This window comes from Luteimonas flava, assembly GCF_036584485.1.
Lineage (GTDB): Bacteria > Pseudomonadota > Gammaproteobacteria > Xanthomonadales > Xanthomonadaceae > Luteimonas > Luteimonas flava.
The window spans coordinates 457,066-472,557 of record NZ_JAZHBM010000001.1 but is presented as its reverse complement, the minus strand read 5'-3'; the positions used below and the strand labels follow the sequence as shown (position 1 = coordinate 472,557).

At 67.9% G+C, this 15,492-nt stretch carries 13 protein-coding genes and 2 tRNA genes; 9 read left to right on the top strand and 6 right to left on the bottom strand.

The annotated features are described in order from the left end of the window. Positions 1 to 115 precede the first annotated feature (115 nt). Positions 116 to 430 carry a quaternary ammonium compound efflux SMR transporter SugE gene (gene sugE / locus V3391_RS02150; RefSeq protein WP_332076779.1) on the bottom strand — a complete coding sequence of 105 codons (315 nt, stop codon included), beginning with the start codon at positions 428 to 430 and terminating at the stop codon, positions 116 to 118. Between the two features lie 387 nt (positions 431 to 817). On the opposite strand from sugE, the gene V3391_RS02145 reads away from it, so the two are divergent. Beyond that, positions 818 to 1,192 carry a hypothetical protein gene (locus V3391_RS02145; protein ID WP_332076778.1) on the top strand — a complete coding sequence of 125 codons (375 nt, stop codon included), beginning with the start codon at positions 818 to 820 and terminating at the stop codon, positions 1,190 to 1,192. Between the two features lie 287 nt (positions 1,193 to 1,479). On the opposite strand, the gene V3391_RS02140 is transcribed toward V3391_RS02145, so the two are convergent. From V3391_RS02140 to rnr, 3 genes are all read right to left on the bottom strand, one after another. Next, on the bottom strand, positions 1,480 to 1,755 hold the full coding sequence (locus V3391_RS02140; RefSeq protein ID WP_332076777.1) for a CBU_0592 family membrane protein: 276 nt from the start codon (positions 1,753 to 1,755) through the stop codon (positions 1,480 to 1,482). Between the two features lie 67 nt (positions 1,756 to 1,822). Beyond that, positions 1,823 to 2,587 (bottom strand): 23S rRNA (guanosine(2251)-2'-O)-methyltransferase RlmB, encoded by a 765-nt coding sequence (gene rlmB, locus V3391_RS02135; RefSeq protein WP_332076776.1) that lies wholly within the window; start codon positions 2,585 to 2,587, stop codon positions 1,823 to 1,825. Between the two features lie 107 nt (positions 2,588 to 2,694). Further along, positions 2,695 to 5,160, bottom strand: coding sequence for a ribonuclease R (rnr, locus tag V3391_RS02130; RefSeq protein WP_332076775.1), 2,466 nt, complete (start codon positions 5,158 to 5,160; stop codon positions 2,695 to 2,697). 112 nt (positions 5,161 to 5,272) lie between these two features. On the opposite strand from rnr, the gene V3391_RS02125 reads away from it, so the two are divergent. From V3391_RS02125 to V3391_RS02115, 3 genes are all read left to right on the top strand, one after another. Beyond that, positions 5,273 to 5,359 (top strand) — tRNA-Leu (locus V3391_RS02125). 177 nt (positions 5,360 to 5,536) lie between these two features. Continuing rightward, positions 5,537 to 5,959, top strand: a complete 423-nt coding sequence (locus V3391_RS02120) for a CopD family protein (protein ID WP_332076774.1) — start codon at positions 5,537 to 5,539, stop codon at positions 5,957 to 5,959. 82 nt (positions 5,960 to 6,041) lie between these two features. Then, positions 6,042 to 6,128: transfer RNA gene (locus V3391_RS02115), tRNA-Leu, on the top strand. Between the two features lie 138 nt (positions 6,129 to 6,266). Here V3391_RS02115 and V3391_RS02110 read toward each other — a convergent pair. Beyond that, positions 6,267 to 6,479: a hypothetical protein gene (locus V3391_RS02110; RefSeq protein ID WP_332076773.1), complete on the bottom strand. Its 213-nt coding sequence runs from the start codon at positions 6,477 to 6,479 to the stop codon at positions 6,267 to 6,269. A gap of 207 nt (positions 6,480 to 6,686) precedes the next feature. Here V3391_RS02110 and parC point away from each other — a divergent pair, with 207 nt between their 5' ends. Beyond that, positions 6,687 to 8,930, top strand: coding sequence for a DNA topoisomerase IV subunit A (gene parC / locus V3391_RS02105; protein WP_332076772.1), 2,244 nt, complete (start codon positions 6,687 to 6,689; stop codon positions 8,928 to 8,930). A gap of 84 nt (positions 8,931 to 9,014) precedes the next feature. Next, complete coding sequence (locus V3391_RS02100) at positions 9,015 to 9,674, top strand: thiopurine S-methyltransferase (protein ID WP_332076771.1); 660 nt, start codon at positions 9,015 to 9,017, stop codon at positions 9,672 to 9,674. A 266-nt stretch (positions 9,675 to 9,940) separates the two neighbouring features. Here the strand turns inward: V3391_RS02100 and bfr are convergent, their stop codons facing one another. Then, the gene (gene bfr / locus V3391_RS02095) at positions 9,941 to 10,438 is read right to left on the bottom strand and encodes a bacterioferritin (RefSeq protein WP_332076770.1); all 498 of its coding nucleotides are present in this window, start codon (positions 10,436 to 10,438) and stop codon (positions 9,941 to 9,943) included. A gap of 188 nt (positions 10,439 to 10,626) precedes the next feature. Here bfr and V3391_RS02090 point away from each other — a divergent pair, with 188 nt between their 5' ends. The 3 genes from V3391_RS02090 (at position 10,627) to V3391_RS02080 (ending at position 15,029) form a co-directional block, all read left to right on the top strand. Continuing rightward, the gene (locus V3391_RS02090) at positions 10,627 to 11,985 is read left to right on the top strand and encodes an Hsp70 family protein (protein WP_332076769.1); all 1,359 of its coding nucleotides are present in this window, start codon (positions 10,627 to 10,629) and stop codon (positions 11,983 to 11,985) included. A gap of 85 nt (positions 11,986 to 12,070) precedes the next feature. Next, complete coding sequence (locus tag V3391_RS02085; protein ID WP_332076768.1) at positions 12,071 to 14,653, top strand: penicillin acylase family protein; 2,583 nt, start codon at positions 12,071 to 12,073, stop codon at positions 14,651 to 14,653. 49 nt (positions 14,654 to 14,702) lie between these two features. Beyond that, positions 14,703 to 15,029: a DUF6966 domain-containing protein gene (locus tag V3391_RS02080; RefSeq protein ID WP_332076767.1), complete on the top strand. Its 327-nt coding sequence runs from the start codon at positions 14,703 to 14,705 to the stop codon at positions 15,027 to 15,029. The last annotated feature ends 463 nt before the right edge of the window (positions 15,030 to 15,492 follow it).

Below are 15,492 nucleotides of genomic sequence, written 5' to 3'. Positions count from 1 at the left end.
CGCTCTCCTGAACCGGCGTCCAGATTCGTCGGGGAATGATGCGCGCCGGTGCGAGCACGCGCACGCGCCCGCCATGCGCACTGCGCGCCGCGCTCGCAACGCGCGCGCTGCAGACTCAGCTCGCGAGCTTCAGTCCGATGATGCCGGCGATGATCAGGCCGAGACTGATCAGCCGCCCCGGACTCGCGGCATCGCCCATCAGCACCATGCCGAGAATCACCGTGCCGACCGCACCGATCCCGACCCAGATCGCATAGGCCGTGCCGACCGGCAGATCGCGCATCGCGACGCCCAGCAGACCGACGCTGATCGCCATCGCGGCGACGGTGCCGACCGTGGGCCAGAGCTTCGTGAAGCCTTCGGTGTATTTCAGTCCGATCGCCCAGCCGATTTCGAACAGGCCGGCGAGCACGAGAATGATCCAGGACATGGGAATGCCTCCATCGTTGCGATGGGGCCGTCCCCGGATGTGGAATGGAGTGGCGGGGTCGTCCCCGCTTCCTGGTGTGGAGTGATTATCGCTGGTGGGTTGGGTGCTCGGATTACCGGGGTGTAACCCGCGGCGTGTGGCGCTTTCGACGGGAGAGCCTGCCGGCTTTCGCCGGACTTGCGCAGTGGGTGCTCTAGGAAGTGCAAAGCTTCCGCGCTGTTGCGCGGCTTACTTTTGTCTTGGCAAAAGTAAGCAAAACCGTCTTCGCCGGACGCGATCCGACACGGCTACGCCGTGCCGGTTCCCTGCGCTTCTCGGACGACGGGGCACGCAGCCCAAACTCGCTGCGCTCAGACATGGGCTGCTCTCCGACCCCGCCGCCCTGCGATGCTCGGCTCGCTTTACGGCTCGATTCGAGATCAAGAGCCACCGCAACAGCAACAGCAAGAGCGGGCAGAAAAGGAGCAGCAGCCGCAACAACCAAAGCGAGCAGCATCATCCATGGAAGCCCGCCTTCGCGGGCATGGCGAGATCGGCTTTTCTTGGATGCGCTTCTGCGCGACGGCGCGCTTCTACGGAAGCTCAGCCGCGCGTGACCGCTACACGCGACCTCTGAAATGCAAGGTGTTTGCTCGCCTGCTGACCACCCTGCGTGACGGCGTACCACTTGGCCTCAGCTTCTTCGCTTCAGCTCGGCTTGGCTCGACGCTAAAGGCTTTCGCTCTGTTTCAGCTTCTGCTTTGGCTTCGGCTTTTGATCTGAATCGAGCCGTAGAGCGAGCCGAGCACCGGAGCCTGGCGTGGCCGAAGAGCGGCCCATGTCTGAGCGCAGCGAGTTTGGGCTGCGTGCCGCGTCAGGCGAGGAGCGGAGGGCACCGGCTCGGCGTAGCCGTGCCGGCTCGCGTCCGGCGAAGGGACCTTTTGGTTCCTTTTGGGTCCATCCAAAAGGAACTCGCACGCGCAGCGGGCGAAAGCCCTGCACTTCAGCGCGTCTCGCGTGTCCAGAGGAACGCAGACACGCCGCGCCGCAGCGCCCATCGAACGGACGATTTACCTCGACGAAACGCCAGAGCGCATTCGTCCCCGCGCGCCCAACGTCCGGATGATCCCGAACAGGCTGATCGCGATCCACGCCAGCTGCATGATCAGCACCGGCATGCTGAAAGTGCCATACAGCGACACCGCCATACCAATGGCACCGAACAGGTTCAGCAGCAGATACGGCAGGCCCGCGCCCGAGAACCGGGTGACCTGCAGCAGGAAGTACGCGAGTACGACGAGAAACGCACCGACGATGCCGCACCACTGGTGCCATTGCAGATCCATCGCGTACTCCACGGGACGAGGTTCGGCGCATCTTCCGCCGATCACCCGGCCGCGGCAAGCCGTGGATTCACGCCAGGCGCTGGCGTACGGCCTCGAACAGGGTCACACCGGCGGCGACCGAAACGTTGAGGCTCTCGACGCCGCCCAGCGCGTCGCCGCCCGGCATCGGAATCGTCACCAGGCCGTCGCAATGCTCGCGGGTCAGGCGACGCAGGCCATCGGCTTCACCGCCCAGCACCAGCGCGACGTTGCCGCGCAGATCAGTCGCATACAGCGTCGCGGTGGCTTCGCCGGCCAGGCCGTAGATCCACACGCCCAGCTTCTGCAGATCGCGCAGCGTGCGCGACAGGTTGGTCACGCGGACCACCGGAATGCTGTCCGCCGCGCCGGCCGACGTCTTGCGCACGGTCGCGTTGACCTGCACGGCCTTGTCCTTGGGAATCACGACGGCGGTAACGCCCGCAGCCGCAGCGCTGCGCAGGCAGGCGCCGAGGTTGTGCGGATCCTGCACGCCGTCGAGCACGAGCAGCAGCGCCTTGCCTTCGGCGGCCTCGACCAGGCCTTCGAGTTCGTTCTCGTCCCAGGTCTTCGCCGCGGCGTAGCGCGCGACCGCGCCCTGGTGGCGCAGGCCACCGGCGACGCCGTCGAGCGCCTGCTGGTTGACCCGGCGCACGTCGATGTCGCGACGGCGCGCGGCCGATTCGATCTCGACGATGCGCGGATTCTTCGCGCCCGCCTCCAGCAGCACCTCGCGCACGTTGTCGGCGTCGTGTTCGACGGCCGCGGCCACGGCATTGATGCCGACGATCCACTGGTTCTGCTTGTTGGTCATGGTGCTGGGAATTCGAAGAAGGACATACGGGAGCCTGGAAACATCGACGGGGCCGGCACCTGCGCGCCGGCCCCGCGAACACAGGCCATTCTAGCGAAACGGCCCGATCAGTACGGCTGCTTCTCGCGCTTGGCCGGCTTGCCGCGTGGCGGCGGCGGCTTGGGACCGCCCTGCACCTTCGAATCCGGATCGACCAGACGGAAGTCGATCTTGCGGTCTTCCAGACTGGCCTTGAGCACGATGATCCGCACCCGGTCGCCGAGGCGGTACTGCCGCCCGGCACGCTGGCCGTTGAGCATCCGGCGGATCGGATCGAAGCTGTAGAAGTCGTTCGGCAACTGGGTCACGTGGACCAGACCATTGACCTTGGACTGGTCCAGTTCGACGAACAGGCCGAAGCTGGTCACGCCGCTGATGACGCCGTCGAACTGGCCGCCGACGTGTTGCTCCATCCACGCGGCGCGATAGCGCTCGTCGACTTCGCGCTCGGCTTCGTCCGCGCGGCGCGAGCGTTCCGAACACTGCAGCGACAGGCTCTCCATCAGGCGCGGCGTGTACATGAACTTCGCCAGCGGCTGACCCGACAGCACGTGTTTGATCGCACGGTGCACCAGCAGATCGGGATAGCGGCGGATCGGCGAGGTGAAGTGCGCATACGACGCCAGCGCCAGGCCGAAATGGCCGATGTTCTCGGGCGTATAGACGGCCTGGCTCTGGCTGCGCAGCAGCACCGATTCGAGCAGGGTCGCGTCGGGGCGCTCGCGGATCTTCTTCAGCAGGACGGTGAAATCCTTGGGCTGCACCTTCGACCACGGCGGCAGACGCAGCGAGAACTCCTTGAGGAACTCCAGCAGGTCGGCGTACTTCGCCTCCGGCGGCTTGTCGTGCACGCGGTACGGCGCGGGAATGCCGGCTTCGAGCAGGAAGCGCGCGGCCTCCACGTTCGCCGCGATCATGCATTCCTCGATCAGCTTGTGCGCATCGTTGCGCTGGAGCATGCCGGCCTGGGTGACTTCGCCGGTGTTGTCGAGCACGAAGCGCACTTCGGACGATTCGAATTCGATCGCGCCACGCTTGGCGCGTGCCTTGGCCAGCACGGCGTAGAGCTGGTGCAGGCGTTCGACCTGCGGCAGCACCGGCTTGATCGCGGCGCGCGTGTCCTCGTCGAGTTCGCCGACCGCCTTCCACACCTGGGTATAGGTCAGGCGCGCGTGCGAATGCATCACCGCTTCGTAGAACTTCGATTCCGACACCGTGCCGTCGCGCAGCACCTGCATGTCGCAGACGAAGCACATGCGGTCGACCTTCGGCTTCAGCGAGCAGATGCCGTTGGACAGCGTCTCGGGCAGCATCGGCACGACAAAACCGGGGAAATACACGCTGGTCGCGCGCAACTGGGCTTCGTCGTCGAGCGGCGTGCCGGGTCGCACGTAGTTCGACACGTCGGCGATCGCCACCACGAGACGGAAGCCGTCGCGGTTGGGCTCGCAGTAGACGGCGTCGTCGAAATCCTTGGCGTCCTCGCCGTCGATCGTCACAAGGGGGAGCGTGCGCAGATCGACCCGGCCGCCGAGCATGCGGTCTTCCACGTCGACCGGCACCGCGGCGGCTTCGTCGAGCACGTCCTGCGAGAACTCGTGCGGCAGGTTGTGGCCGTGGATCGCGGCCTCCACCACCAGCGACGGCTTGAGCACATCGCCCAGCACGGTCAGCACGCGGCCGATCGGCGGACGGTGCGAATCGCCCGGCGCGGTGATCTCGCAGACCACCAGCTGGCCGTGCTGCGCGTCCTGGCGGGCGTCCACCGGGATCTGGATGTTGCGCTGGATGCGGCGATCGTCAGGCACCACGTAGCTGATGCCGTGCTCGACCGAGAAGCGCCCCATCAGGCGCGTCGTGCGGCGTTCGAGCACTTCGACGACGACGCCGGCGCGGCGGCCGCGCGCGTCGACATTGGTCAGGCTGGCGAGCACGCGATCGCCGTGCATGACCTTGCGCATCTCGGTCGGCGGCAGGAAGAGGTCTTCGCCCGCGCCCGAATCCGGCCGCAGGAAACCGAAGCCTTCCGGATTGGCGATCACCGTGCCCGGGATCAGGTCCATGCGCTTGGCCGGCACCAGACCGCCGCGACGGTTCTGCAGCAGCTGGCCTTCGCGCAGCATCGCCGCGACGCGCTTGCCGAGGGCATCGGCGCGATCGGGTTCGGTGAGCGCGAGCTTGAGCGCGAGCTCGTCGAGCGTCATCGGGCCGTCGGCATCGACGAGCAGCTGCAGGATCGCCTCGCGGCTCGCGATCGGATTGGCGTAGCGCGCCGCCTCGCGGTTCGCATGCGGGTCTTCGAAGCGGCCGCCGCGCGCGGCAGGCGGACGGTCCGGCGACGCCGGTCTGGTCGGGCCGCCGGTGCGCAGGGCGCGCTGCAGGCCCGGATCGGGCATCCACGGCGGCAAGGCATCCTTGCGGTTGCTGGGCGATGTGGGGCGGGCCGGACCGGAGGTGCCGCGCTTGCCGGCCCCCTGTGACGCGGGCCCGGGCGTTCCGCGGCTGCTGCCGCGCTTGCTGGGAGGTTTAGCCATTGCCGCGATGGTACAGGCTCGCCCGCGAGGCTGGCGTCGAAGCGCGGCAAACGGTCTTTCAAAATCCCGTTGACAAGCGCCGGAGGCATCGACAACATACGCGCCCTGACCTGCCCGGGTGGCGGAATTGGTAGACGCACTAGCTTCAGGTGCTAGCGGGGGCAACTCCGTGGAGGTTCGAGTCCTCTCCCGGGCACCAAGGTCATCACAGCCTTACCAGCCGTGAACATCAAACCCGCAATCGCGGGTTTTTTTGTGCCCGTCGATTCCTGCAGATTCCGCCCGCGGTCGCGCGTGCGCCGCCGGATCCCCGCGACCGGCTACGCTGCGTGTCTGCCGCCCACCACGATGGCCGGCCCGTCCTCCGGAGCGTTGCGTGGACTACCCGACGCTCAAGCTGCTCCACTTCATGGCCGCGGCGACGTGGCTCACCGGCATGGTCGGCAGCGGCATCGCGGTCGCCCTCCACGACGTGCTGGCCTCGCCCGGCGGGCGCTCGCTGCTCGCGAATCTGCGCACCTGGAACCGCTGGGTCACCTCGCCCGCGATGCTGGCGACACTGGCCGCGGGCCTGACGATCGCGCTGCAGGCCGGCTGGCTGGTGATGTCCTGGCTGCGGATCAAACTGGCGCTCGTGTGCGCGCTGGTGATCCTGCACGGCTGGCTGAGCCGCACGCTGCACCAGATGGCGCACGTCGAACCGCCGCCGACGCCGCCTGCCCTGCTGCGGTTCTCCGCGCCGCTGGTCTTCGTGACCGGCCTGACCATCGTGCTGCTGGCGCTGACGAAACCGGTCTGACGCGCGCGGCTGCGGTGTCGACTTCGCCCTGCATCGCATTGACAGCCGACGGGCTGCGCCCCCAGAATTGTCGACCTGACCTGCCCGGGTGGCGGAATTGGTAGACGCACTAGCTTCAGGTGCTAGCGGGGGCAACTCCGTGGAGGTTCGAGTCCTCTCCCGGGCACCAAGGTCATCACAGCCTTACCAGCTGTGAACATCAAACCCGCAATCGCGGGTTTTTTTGTGCCTGTCGGTTGTGTGCTGCACCGACCGATCGATGTTCCGGGCCGTCGCGCGCTCGAACGGATACCGCGAACGCGCAGCGTCAGTCGCGCTTGCGGTTGCCGGGGTCGTCCGGCGTGCCGTCGCCGCTGCGCCGGGTCGGGTTGCCTTCGAGTGCACCCGGCATCGATTCCGGATCGTTGCGCTGGTCTTGATCGCGCTTCTCGGACGATTCGCCCGGCGTCTTCGGACCATCGGGCGCCCGTTCTGTTTCCAGTGGGCCACGTGTGGTGTCGGGCGTGTGTGCCTGGGTCATCGTCGTCGCTCCGCGGGAGATGGCGCCCAGTGTGCGCAGCCGGTGCGCGGACGGGCGTGATGCCGTGGGCGTCCCACCCAGCCAGAGCCGGCGAATGCGAAAGTCCGTCGCGGCCGCATCGCCGCCCGTGGGCCCACGACAGATCGCAACGCAGCACCTGCGACCACCAGCCGCTAAAATCCCGGTTCCGCCGTAGATGCTGTCCCGATGACCGAGTCCGTCCGCACCCCCTTCCATGGCTTCGAGCAGCTGCCGCTGCGCGAGTTCGCCGAGCGTGCCTACCTCGATTACTCGATGTACGTGGTGCTCGACCGCGCGCTGCCGTTCATCGGCGACGGCCTCAAGCCGGTGCAGCGCCGCATCATCTACGCCATGAGCGAGCTGGGCCTGGGCGCGGCGGCGAAGCCGAAGAAGTCCGCGCGCACCGTCGGCGACGTGATCGGCAAATACCATCCGCATGGCGACAGCGCATGCTACGAGGCGCTGGTGCTGATGGCGCAGCCGTTCTCGTACCGCTATCCGCTGATCGACGGCCAGGGCAACTTCGGTTCCAGCGACGATCCGAAGTCCTTCGCGGCGATGCGTTACACCGAATCGAAGATGACGCCGATCGCGGAGATGCTGCTGGCCGAACTCGGCCACGGCACCGTCGACTGGACCGACAACTTCGACGGCACGATGCAGGAGCCCTCGTGGCTGCCCGCGCGCCTGCCGCATCTGCTGCTCAACGGCACCACCGGCATCGCGGTCGGCATGGCCACCGACGTGCCGCCGCACAACGTCAACGAGATCGTCAGCGCCTGTCTGCGCCTGCTCGACGATCCCGACGCGACCGTGCGCGACCTGTGCGAACACGTGCGCGGCCCGGACTATCCGACCAGCGCCGAGATCATCACGCCTTCGGCCGACCTGCTGCAGATGTACGAGACCGGCCACGGCAGCGTGCGCGCGCGTGCGACGTTCGAGAAGGAACACACCCATATCGTCATCACCGCGCTGCCGCACCAGGTCAGCCCGAGCAAGGTGATCGAGCAGATCGCCGCCCAGATGCGCGCCAAGAAGCTGCCGTGGCTGGAAGACATCCGCGACGAGTCCGACCACGCCAACCCGGTGCGCGTGGTGCTGATTCCGCGCTCCAACCGCGTCGACGCCGAACAGCTGATGGGCCATCTGTTCGCGACCACCGATCTCGAGAAGAGCTACCGCGTCAACCTCAACGTCATCGGGCTCGACGGCCGTCCGCAGGTCAAGAACCTGAAGATGCTGCTGTCGGAATGGCTGCAGTTCCGTGCCACCACCGTGACCCGCCGCCTGACCCATCGCCTCGACAAGGTCGAGCGTCGCCTGCACCTGCTCGATGGCCTGCTGGTCGCGTTCCTCAATCTCGACGAAGTGATCCACATCATCCGCACCGAGGACGAGCCGCGCGCCGTGCTGCAGGCACGGTTCGAACTCAGCGACGAGCAGGTCGACTACATCCTCGAAACGCGTCTGCGCCAGCTCGCGCGCCTGGAGGAGATGAAGATCCGCGGCGAACAGGCCGAGCTGGAAAGCGAGCGCGATCGCCTGATGTCCACGCTCGACAGCAAGACCAGGCTGAAGAAGCTGATCAAGGACGAACTGCAGGCCGATGCGAAGAAGTACGGCGATGCGCGTCGTTCGCCGCTGGTCGCACGCGGCGCCGCGCAGGCGCTCGACGAAAGCGATCTGGTGCCGAGCGAGCCGGTGACGATCGTCGTCAGCGAGAAGGGCTGGGTGCGCGCGGCCAAGGGCCACGACGTGGACCCGGCCGGCATGAACTATCGCGACGGCGACAGCCTGCTCGCGTTCGCGCGCGGGCGCACCACGCAGCAGGTCGCGTTCCTCGACTCGACCGGCCGCAGCTATTCCACGGTCGCGCATTCGCTCCCCAGCGCGCGGGGCAACGGCGAACCGCTGACCGGCCGTTTCTCGCCGGCTGCGGGCGCGTCGTTCCAGGCGGTCGTGGCGGGCGAAACCGATGCGCGCTTCGTCGTCGCGTCTTCGCACGGCTACGGCTTCGTGACCCGCTTCGAGAACCTCACCGGCCGACAGAAGGCGGGCAAGGCGATGCTGTCGCTGTCACCGGGTTCGACGGTGCTGCAGCCGGCGGCGGTGCGCGCCGTCGATGCCGACCGTCTGGTCGTGGTGACCAGCGCCGGCCATCTGCTGGTGTTCCCGGTCGCCGAGCTGCCGGAACTCGACAAGGGCAAAGGCAACAAGATCATCGAGATTCCGAAGGCCAAGCGCGGCACCGAACAGGTGGTCGCGCTCGCCGTCGTCGCGCCTGGCAGTTCGTTGCTGGTGCGCTCGGGTGCGCGCACGATGACGCTGTCGTTCAAGGAACTCGACGCCTACATCGGCGCCCGTGCGTCGCGTGGTGGCCTGCTGCCGCGTGGCTGGCAGAAGGTCGAAGGACTCGACGTCGAATGATTCGCCACGGGTGCGTCGCGGCGATCCAACGCCGCGCGCACCTGATCGTCGCTATCGCGACACTGTTCGAATTCTGGAGCCGTCATGCACCCCGAGTTCTGGCACGAACGCTGGTCCCACAACCGCATCGGCTTCCACCGCGACGCTCCGCTGCCGCTGCTGCTGAAGCACTGGCCCGCGCTCGATCTCGCACCGGATACTCGAGTCTTCGTACCGCTGTGCGGCAAGTCGCTCGACATGGTCTGGCTGGCCGAACGCGGCCATCGCGTGCTCGGGGTCGAGCTGTCTGAACTGGCGGTGCGCCAGTTCTTCGAGGAACGCGGACTCGCACCTGCCGTCCACGAAACGGATGCCGGCGTGCATTTCACCGCAGGTGCCTACGAGCTGATCGTCGGCGATGCGTTCGCGCTGGACGCCGCCGTGCTCGCGGACTGCGCCGCCGTCTACGACCGCGCGGCGCTGATCGCACTGCCGCCCGAGCTGCGCCGCACCTATGCGGCCACGGCATGGCATCGCTTGCCGACGGGATGTCGCGGGCTGCTGGTCACGCTGGAGTATCCGCAGGCGGAGAAAGCCGGGCCGCCATTCGCGGTCGCGGCCGACGAAGTGCATGCGCTGTTCGATCGCGACTGGCGGATCGATGCGATCGAAGTGCGGGACATTCTCGCGGACGAGCCGGGGTTCGTTGCGGATGGGGTGACTGCGTTGTCCACGGCCGTGTACCGGCTGGTGCGGCGGGGGTGATGCGGGTGCGGGGCGGCGTGCGGTCCGGGGTTTTTCTTCGGCGTCTGCCCTCACCCCAACCCCTCTCCTAGGGGATGAGGGACTCGAATCTCGCGCGCGTCCGCTTTGAAGCCCCTCTTTCTTTGGGAGAGGGGTTGGGGTGAGGGCAAACACCTCATTCCAATCAGATCGAGCAGCAGCTTCTCGCCTGCCAGAAACAGAAACGCCCACGACACGCGCAGGCGTTTCCGGAATCCATACGACGCGGCGAACGCGCCGCGCGTGCCTCACCCCACGCCGGCGTGCGTACCTTCCGCCTCGCCCATGCGGCTCTGCTGGTAGCGCTCCAGGCCGATCATGCCGATCAGGCGCAGCTGCTTCTCCAGCCAGTAGGTGTGGTCTTCCTCGGTATCGGCGAGCTGGGTCACCAGCACTTCGCGGGTCACGAAGTCGCTGTGCTGCTCGCACAACACGATGCCCTTGGCGAGGTTGTCGCGCACGAGGTATTCGAGGTCGAGATCCTTGCGCAGCATTTCTTCGACGGTAACGCCCGGCTCGAACGCGTCGGGGCGCATGTCCGGCACGCCTTCCAGGAACAGGATGCGCTTGAGCAGCGCGTCGGCGTGCTGGGTTTCCTCTTCCATCTCGTGGTTGATGCGCGCGTAGAGCTGGTGCAGGCCCAGGTCCTCGTAACGGCGCGAATGCAGGAAGTACTGGTCGCGCGCCGCCAGCTCGCCGCGGAGCAGGAACTTCAGGTAATCGACGACTTCGGGATGTCCTTTCATGGCAGAGCTCGCAACACGTGGAATGCGCGCAGTATGCCGGGCCGCCGTGAAGCATGATCGGATGGGAATGGATGCATTTCGCATTCTCAGGCGCGCCGCGCCGGCGTTGCGCAGACCGCACAGGCCGTTGCGCGCGGCGTGACGCGCATCGGCGTAGACTCCCGCGCCTTCCGCCTGTCGCCTCCCCCATGAAGATCGGCATCGACTTCGGTACCAGCTACTCCGCCGCCGCTGCGCGCATCGGCGACCGGCTGGTGCACATCCAGTTCGACGGACAGCCGCAGTTCCGCACCGCGGTGTTCTTCCCGACCACCCTGCCCGATCTCGACGCCTTCGAGCTCGACGGGGCGATGGAGGCCGAGGTGGAATCGCTGATGCGCGGCCTGCGCAGCGATCAGACCCGCGCCGGCGGTACGCCGCGTCCGGCGGCGCAACTGCGCCGCGACGCGATCCGCATCGTGCGTCGGCAGTGGCTGGAGGCGCGCATGCGCGACGCCGAGTCCTCGGCCGCCGATCTGCAGCACGCGGTGTTCGGCGAGGCGGCGATCGAGAGCTACCTGCTCGAAGGCAGCGGCAATCTGGTGCAGTCGCCGAAGTCGATGCTCGGCTTCAACCTGCATCCGCGCGCGAAGGAAACGATCACCGGCATCGCCGCGCACATCCTCGAACACATCCGCCTGACCGCAAGCCAGCAGCTCGGCACGACCGTGCGCGCAGCGACGCTGGGCCGGCCGGTGCGTTTCCGCAGTTCGCTCGGCGAGGCCGGCGGCGAGCAGGCGCTGGCGCTGCTGCGCGATGCCGCGTCCCAGGCCGGCTTCGATTCGATCGAATTCCTTGAAGAACCCGCGGCGGCCGCGTTGCATTACCACGCCGAGAGTCCGCAGCGGCACACCACGCTGGTCGTCGACATCGGCGGCGGCACGACCGACATCGCGCTGGCGGAAGTCGGCGGCGACCGCGCGCCACGCGTGCACCGCGCCTGGGGCGTCGCCAACGGCGGTACCGACGTGGACCTCGCGCTGAGCATGGCCCAGGTCATGCCGCTGTTCGGCAAGGGCGCCAGCCGCATTCCGGTGCACCACTTCGTCGAGGCGGCGACGGTGCAGGACATGCCGCGGCAGCGCGACTTCCACAAGCGCGACTTCGGTCACGTCGATGCGCCGTTCGGCCCACGTCTGCAGGCCCTGCAGCACGACGGTGGCACCACGCGCCTGTACCGCGGCGTCGAAGGCATGAAGGTGCGGCTGAGCGGTCACGACGAAGCCGGCCACGCGCTGGATTACATCGAACCCGGCCTGCGCGTGGATGCGACGCGCGCGGCGCTGGAAGCCGCCAGCGCGCGTTTCCTCGACACGATCGGCGCCCTGCTCGACGACGTGCGCGGCGATCTCGACGCGCCACCCGACAGCCTGTTCCTGACCGGCGGCATGTCCGGCGCGCCCTATGTCCAGGCGGCTGCGCAGGCACGGTTCCCGGATGCACGCATCGTGCGCGGCGACCCGTCACTGGGCGTGGTGTCCGGCCTGGCCGAGCACGCCCGCAACTGAGCCAAGCGTCGGGCCGGCGTCGGCCCGCAACATGCCCGTGGAATAATCGGACCGCGCCGCATCTGCCGCGGCCGGGGACTCGTGCATGCGCAAATGGATCCTGCGGGCGGTGCTCGCGCTCGTCGTGCTGCTGGTCGCGGCCGGCCTCTTCATCTGGCTGTCGCTGCGCGCGAGCCTGCCGGCGCTCGACGGCGACCAGCCGCTGCCCGGGCTCGCGGCGCCCGCGACCATCGAACGCGATGCCGCCGGCGTGGTCACGATCACCGCCGCCAACGAGACCGACGCGATGCGCGCGCTCGGGTTCGTGCATGCGCAGGAGCGGTACTTCGAGATGGACCTGATGCGCCGCGTGCCGTCGGGCGAACTGTCGGCGCTGTTCGGCGAACGCGCGCTCGAAACCGATCGTCGCAACCGTGTGCATCGCATGCGCGCACGGGTGGAAGAGCACCTCGCTGCAGTCGCCGGCGATCGCATGCCGCAACTGCAGGCGTACGCCGACGGCGCCAATGCCGGACTCGCGTCACTGGGTGCGCGACCGTGGGCCTATCTGCTGCTGCGGCAGACGCCGCAGCCGTGGACGCCGGCGGATTCCGCGCTGACCGGCTTCGCGATGTATTTCGATCTGCAGGACGCGACCAACGCGCGCGAACTGGCGATGCACCGCTTGCGGCCTGCGCTGCCGCCGGCGCTATTCGATCTGTTCGCGCATGACGGCAGCCGCTGGGATGCGCCGCTGTTCGGGCCCGCACGGGGCGACGCGGTGTTGCCGGGCGCGGACGTTGTGGATCTGCGGATGCTGGATGTCGTGGAGATTGATGGCGCGCGCAGTGAAGGATCACCATTCGCAGCTGTCGGGTCGGCGCAAGCCGAGGCCGCATCCCCGGCATCTCGGGGGGCCCTCACTCCACCGTTTGTTTCACAAACGGTCCCCCTCTCTCTCGCACTACGGGAGAGCGGCGTTGGTGCGCCGCCTGCGGCGGCGGACCTCTCGCCAGGCAGCAACAACTTCGCCGTGTCGGGTGCATTGACGGCCGACGGCCGCGCCCTCGTCGCCGACGACATGCATCTGGGCCTGCGGGCGCCGAACATCTGGTTCCGCGCACGGCTGCGCTATCCCGATCCACGTGCGCCGGGTGGGCAGGTCGACGTCACCGGCTTCACTCTGCCCGGTCTGCCCGCGGTCATCGTCGGCAGCAACACGCACGTCGCCTGGGGCTTCACCAACAGCTACGGCGATTACCTCGACTGGCAGCGCGTCGTGCCCTGCAACGAAGGCGCGCCTGCGGGCTGCTCGCCGGTGGTGCGCCGCGAGGAACGCATCGACATCGCCGGCGGCGAGGCGGTCACGCTGGTCGTCGAAGACAGCGACTGGGGCCCGCTGGTGCACCGCCATGCGGACGGCACTGCGCTCGCGCTTCGCTGGACCGCGCATCAGCCCGGCGCGTTGAATTTCGGTCTCGCCGACTTCGCCCACGCGCGCGATCTCGACGATGCGCTGGCCATCGCCGATCGCACCGCCACGCCGACGCAAAACCTGGTGATCGGCGACCGCGCCGGCCGCATCGCCTGGCGCCTGCTCGGTCCGATTCCAGCGCGCGACCCCGGCTGCGATGGCCGTACCGTCTCCGTGCCGTTGATGGTTGATGCCGCGACCGACACGAACCGCTGCGCGCCATGGCCCATCTCGACCGATGCCTCGCCGCTGCTGCGCTCGCCCGATGCCGATCGCCTGTGGACCGCGAACAGTCGCGTCGTCGATGGCCCGGATTTCGCCCGCATCGGCGATGGCGGCGCCGCGCTCGGCATGCGCGCCTGGCAGATCCGCGAAGGCCTGCAAGCGCGCACGCAGTTCGCCGAACGTGACCTGCTGGCGATCCAGCTCGACGATCGCGCCCTGCTCCTGTCGCGCTGGCACGCGTTGCTGGGAGGCATCGCGAACGACGCCGGCGACGACAGCGCGCTGCGCGCCCTGGCCGACGCCTCGCGCGACTGGAACGGTCATGCAAGTGTCGACTCCGTCGGCTATCGCCTGGTCCGCGCATGGCGCCTCGCCGTCCACGCACGTCTCGCCGACGGCCTCGCCGCACCCGCACGCGCCGCGCTGGGCGATGCATTCGAAACGCCCGATCCGCCGAATTTCGAAGGCGTCGTGTGGCCGCTGGTCGAGCAGCGTCCGGCGCATCTGCTGCCGCGCCGTTTCGCCTGCACGCCCGATACCCAGCGCGGCATGTGCACGCCGGTCGACGCCGGCTGGCAGGCGCTGTTCGAGGATGCGGCCCGCGAGGTGCGCGACAGTCTCGCCGGCGACGGCCCGCTGACCGAACGGACCTGGGGCGAACGCAACACCACCGCAATCTGCCACCCGCTCGCTGCGGCGATTCCGCTACTCGGCACGCGCGCACTGTGCATGCCTGCCGAACCGCTGCCCGGCGACGGCACCGTACCGCGCGTGCAGGGGCCGGCCTTCGGCGCCTCGCAACGCATGGTCGTCGCGCCCGGCCACGAGGCCGACGGCATCACCCACATGCCCGGTGGCCAGAGCGGGCATCCCCTGTCGCCCTACTGGGGCGCGGGCCACGACGACTGGGCGCAGGGACGTCCATCTCCGTTCCTGCCGCAGACGACGGCACATACGTTACGGCTCGTACCCGCAGCAGCGTCGCGCTGAAGCGCGCTGATGCCGCATCGATTTCCTCTCGATCCTGACCCGCCTCCTCATGCCGGACCGCCGAGCACAACTCGCGTCATTGCAACGCCATCTGCGAGCCCTCGTCGCACTGCTGCGTCTCGACGCGGACTGCCCGTGGACACGCCATTTCGAGTCCTGCCTGTCCCGCGCCGACCTGCTCGCGAAAAGCGCGTTGGATCAGGAGGCACTCAACGCGCTGTCCGGGTCGGTGATGCATGTCTTCGGTGGCATGGGCAGCTTCAACGATTACGCGCCGTGGCGGAACGGACAGGTCATTCGTGGCATGGAAGCGTTGGATGCGGCGAGCGGCGCTGTGTACGACGCCGCGCTTGAACTCCGGCGCATCGACGTCTGACGCATTGCTTGAACTCCCGCTGGAGCAGCCCCTGGCTTTCGCTTCCGCTTTGGCTTTGGCTTTGGCGTCCACTTTGGGTTCGGCTTTGCTTTTGCTTCGGCTTCGGCTTTTCGCTTTCGTCTTTGACTTGAGTCGAGCCGTAGAGCGAGCCGAGCACCGGAGCCTGGCGTGGCCGAAGAGCAGCCCATGTCTGAGCGCAGCGAGTTTGGGCTGCGTGCCGCGTCAGGCGAGGAGCACAGGGCACCGATGCGGCTTCATCGCATCGGCTCGCGTCCGGCGAAGGGACCTTTTGGTTCCTTTTGGGTCCATCCAAAAGGGACTCGCGCGCGGAGCGGGCGAAAGCTCTGCACTTGCTTGAGCTTCTTCGCTTGTCGCGTTGCGACTCTGATGTTCGAAAAACAAGTCAGTTGCAGGAGCGAAGATCAAGTGCAGGGCTTCCGCGCTGTGGCGCGGCTTACTTTTG

Excerpts from the sequence above, each read along its gene's own strand:
- sugE (WP_332076779.1), bottom strand. The coding sequence starts at position 430 with ATGTCCTGGATCATTCTCGTGCTCGCCGGCCTGTTCGAAATCGGCTGG.
- V3391_RS02145 (WP_332076778.1), top strand. The coding sequence starts at position 818 with ATGCTCGGCTCGCTTTACGGCTCGATTCGAGATCAAGAGCCACCGCAA.
- V3391_RS02140 (WP_332076777.1), bottom strand. The coding sequence starts at position 1,755 with ATGGATCTGCAATGGCACCAGTGGTGCGGCATCGTCGGTGCGTTTCTC.
- rlmB (WP_332076776.1), bottom strand. The coding sequence starts at position 2,587 with ATGACCAACAAGCAGAACCAGTGGATCGTCGGCATCAATGCCGTGGCC.
- rnr (WP_332076775.1), bottom strand. The coding sequence starts at position 5,160 with ATGGCTAAACCTCCCAGCAAGCGCGGCAGCAGCCGCGGAACGCCCGGG.
- V3391_RS02110 (WP_332076773.1), bottom strand. The coding sequence starts at position 6,479 with ATGACCCAGGCACACACGCCCGACACCACACGTGGCCCACTGGAAACA.
- parC (WP_332076772.1), top strand. The coding sequence starts at position 6,687 with ATGACCGAGTCCGTCCGCACCCCCTTCCATGGCTTCGAGCAGCTGCCG.
- V3391_RS02100 (WP_332076771.1), top strand. The coding sequence starts at position 9,015 with ATGCACCCCGAGTTCTGGCACGAACGCTGGTCCCACAACCGCATCGGC.
- bfr (WP_332076770.1), bottom strand. The coding sequence starts at position 10,438 with ATGAAAGGACATCCCGAAGTCGTCGATTACCTGAAGTTCCTGCTCCGC.
- V3391_RS02090 (WP_332076769.1), top strand. The coding sequence starts at position 10,627 with ATGAAGATCGGCATCGACTTCGGTACCAGCTACTCCGCCGCCGCTGCG.
- V3391_RS02085 (WP_332076768.1), top strand. The coding sequence starts at position 12,071 with ATGCGCAAATGGATCCTGCGGGCGGTGCTCGCGCTCGTCGTGCTGCTG.
- V3391_RS02080 (WP_332076767.1), top strand. The coding sequence starts at position 14,703 with ATGCCGGACCGCCGAGCACAACTCGCGTCATTGCAACGCCATCTGCGA.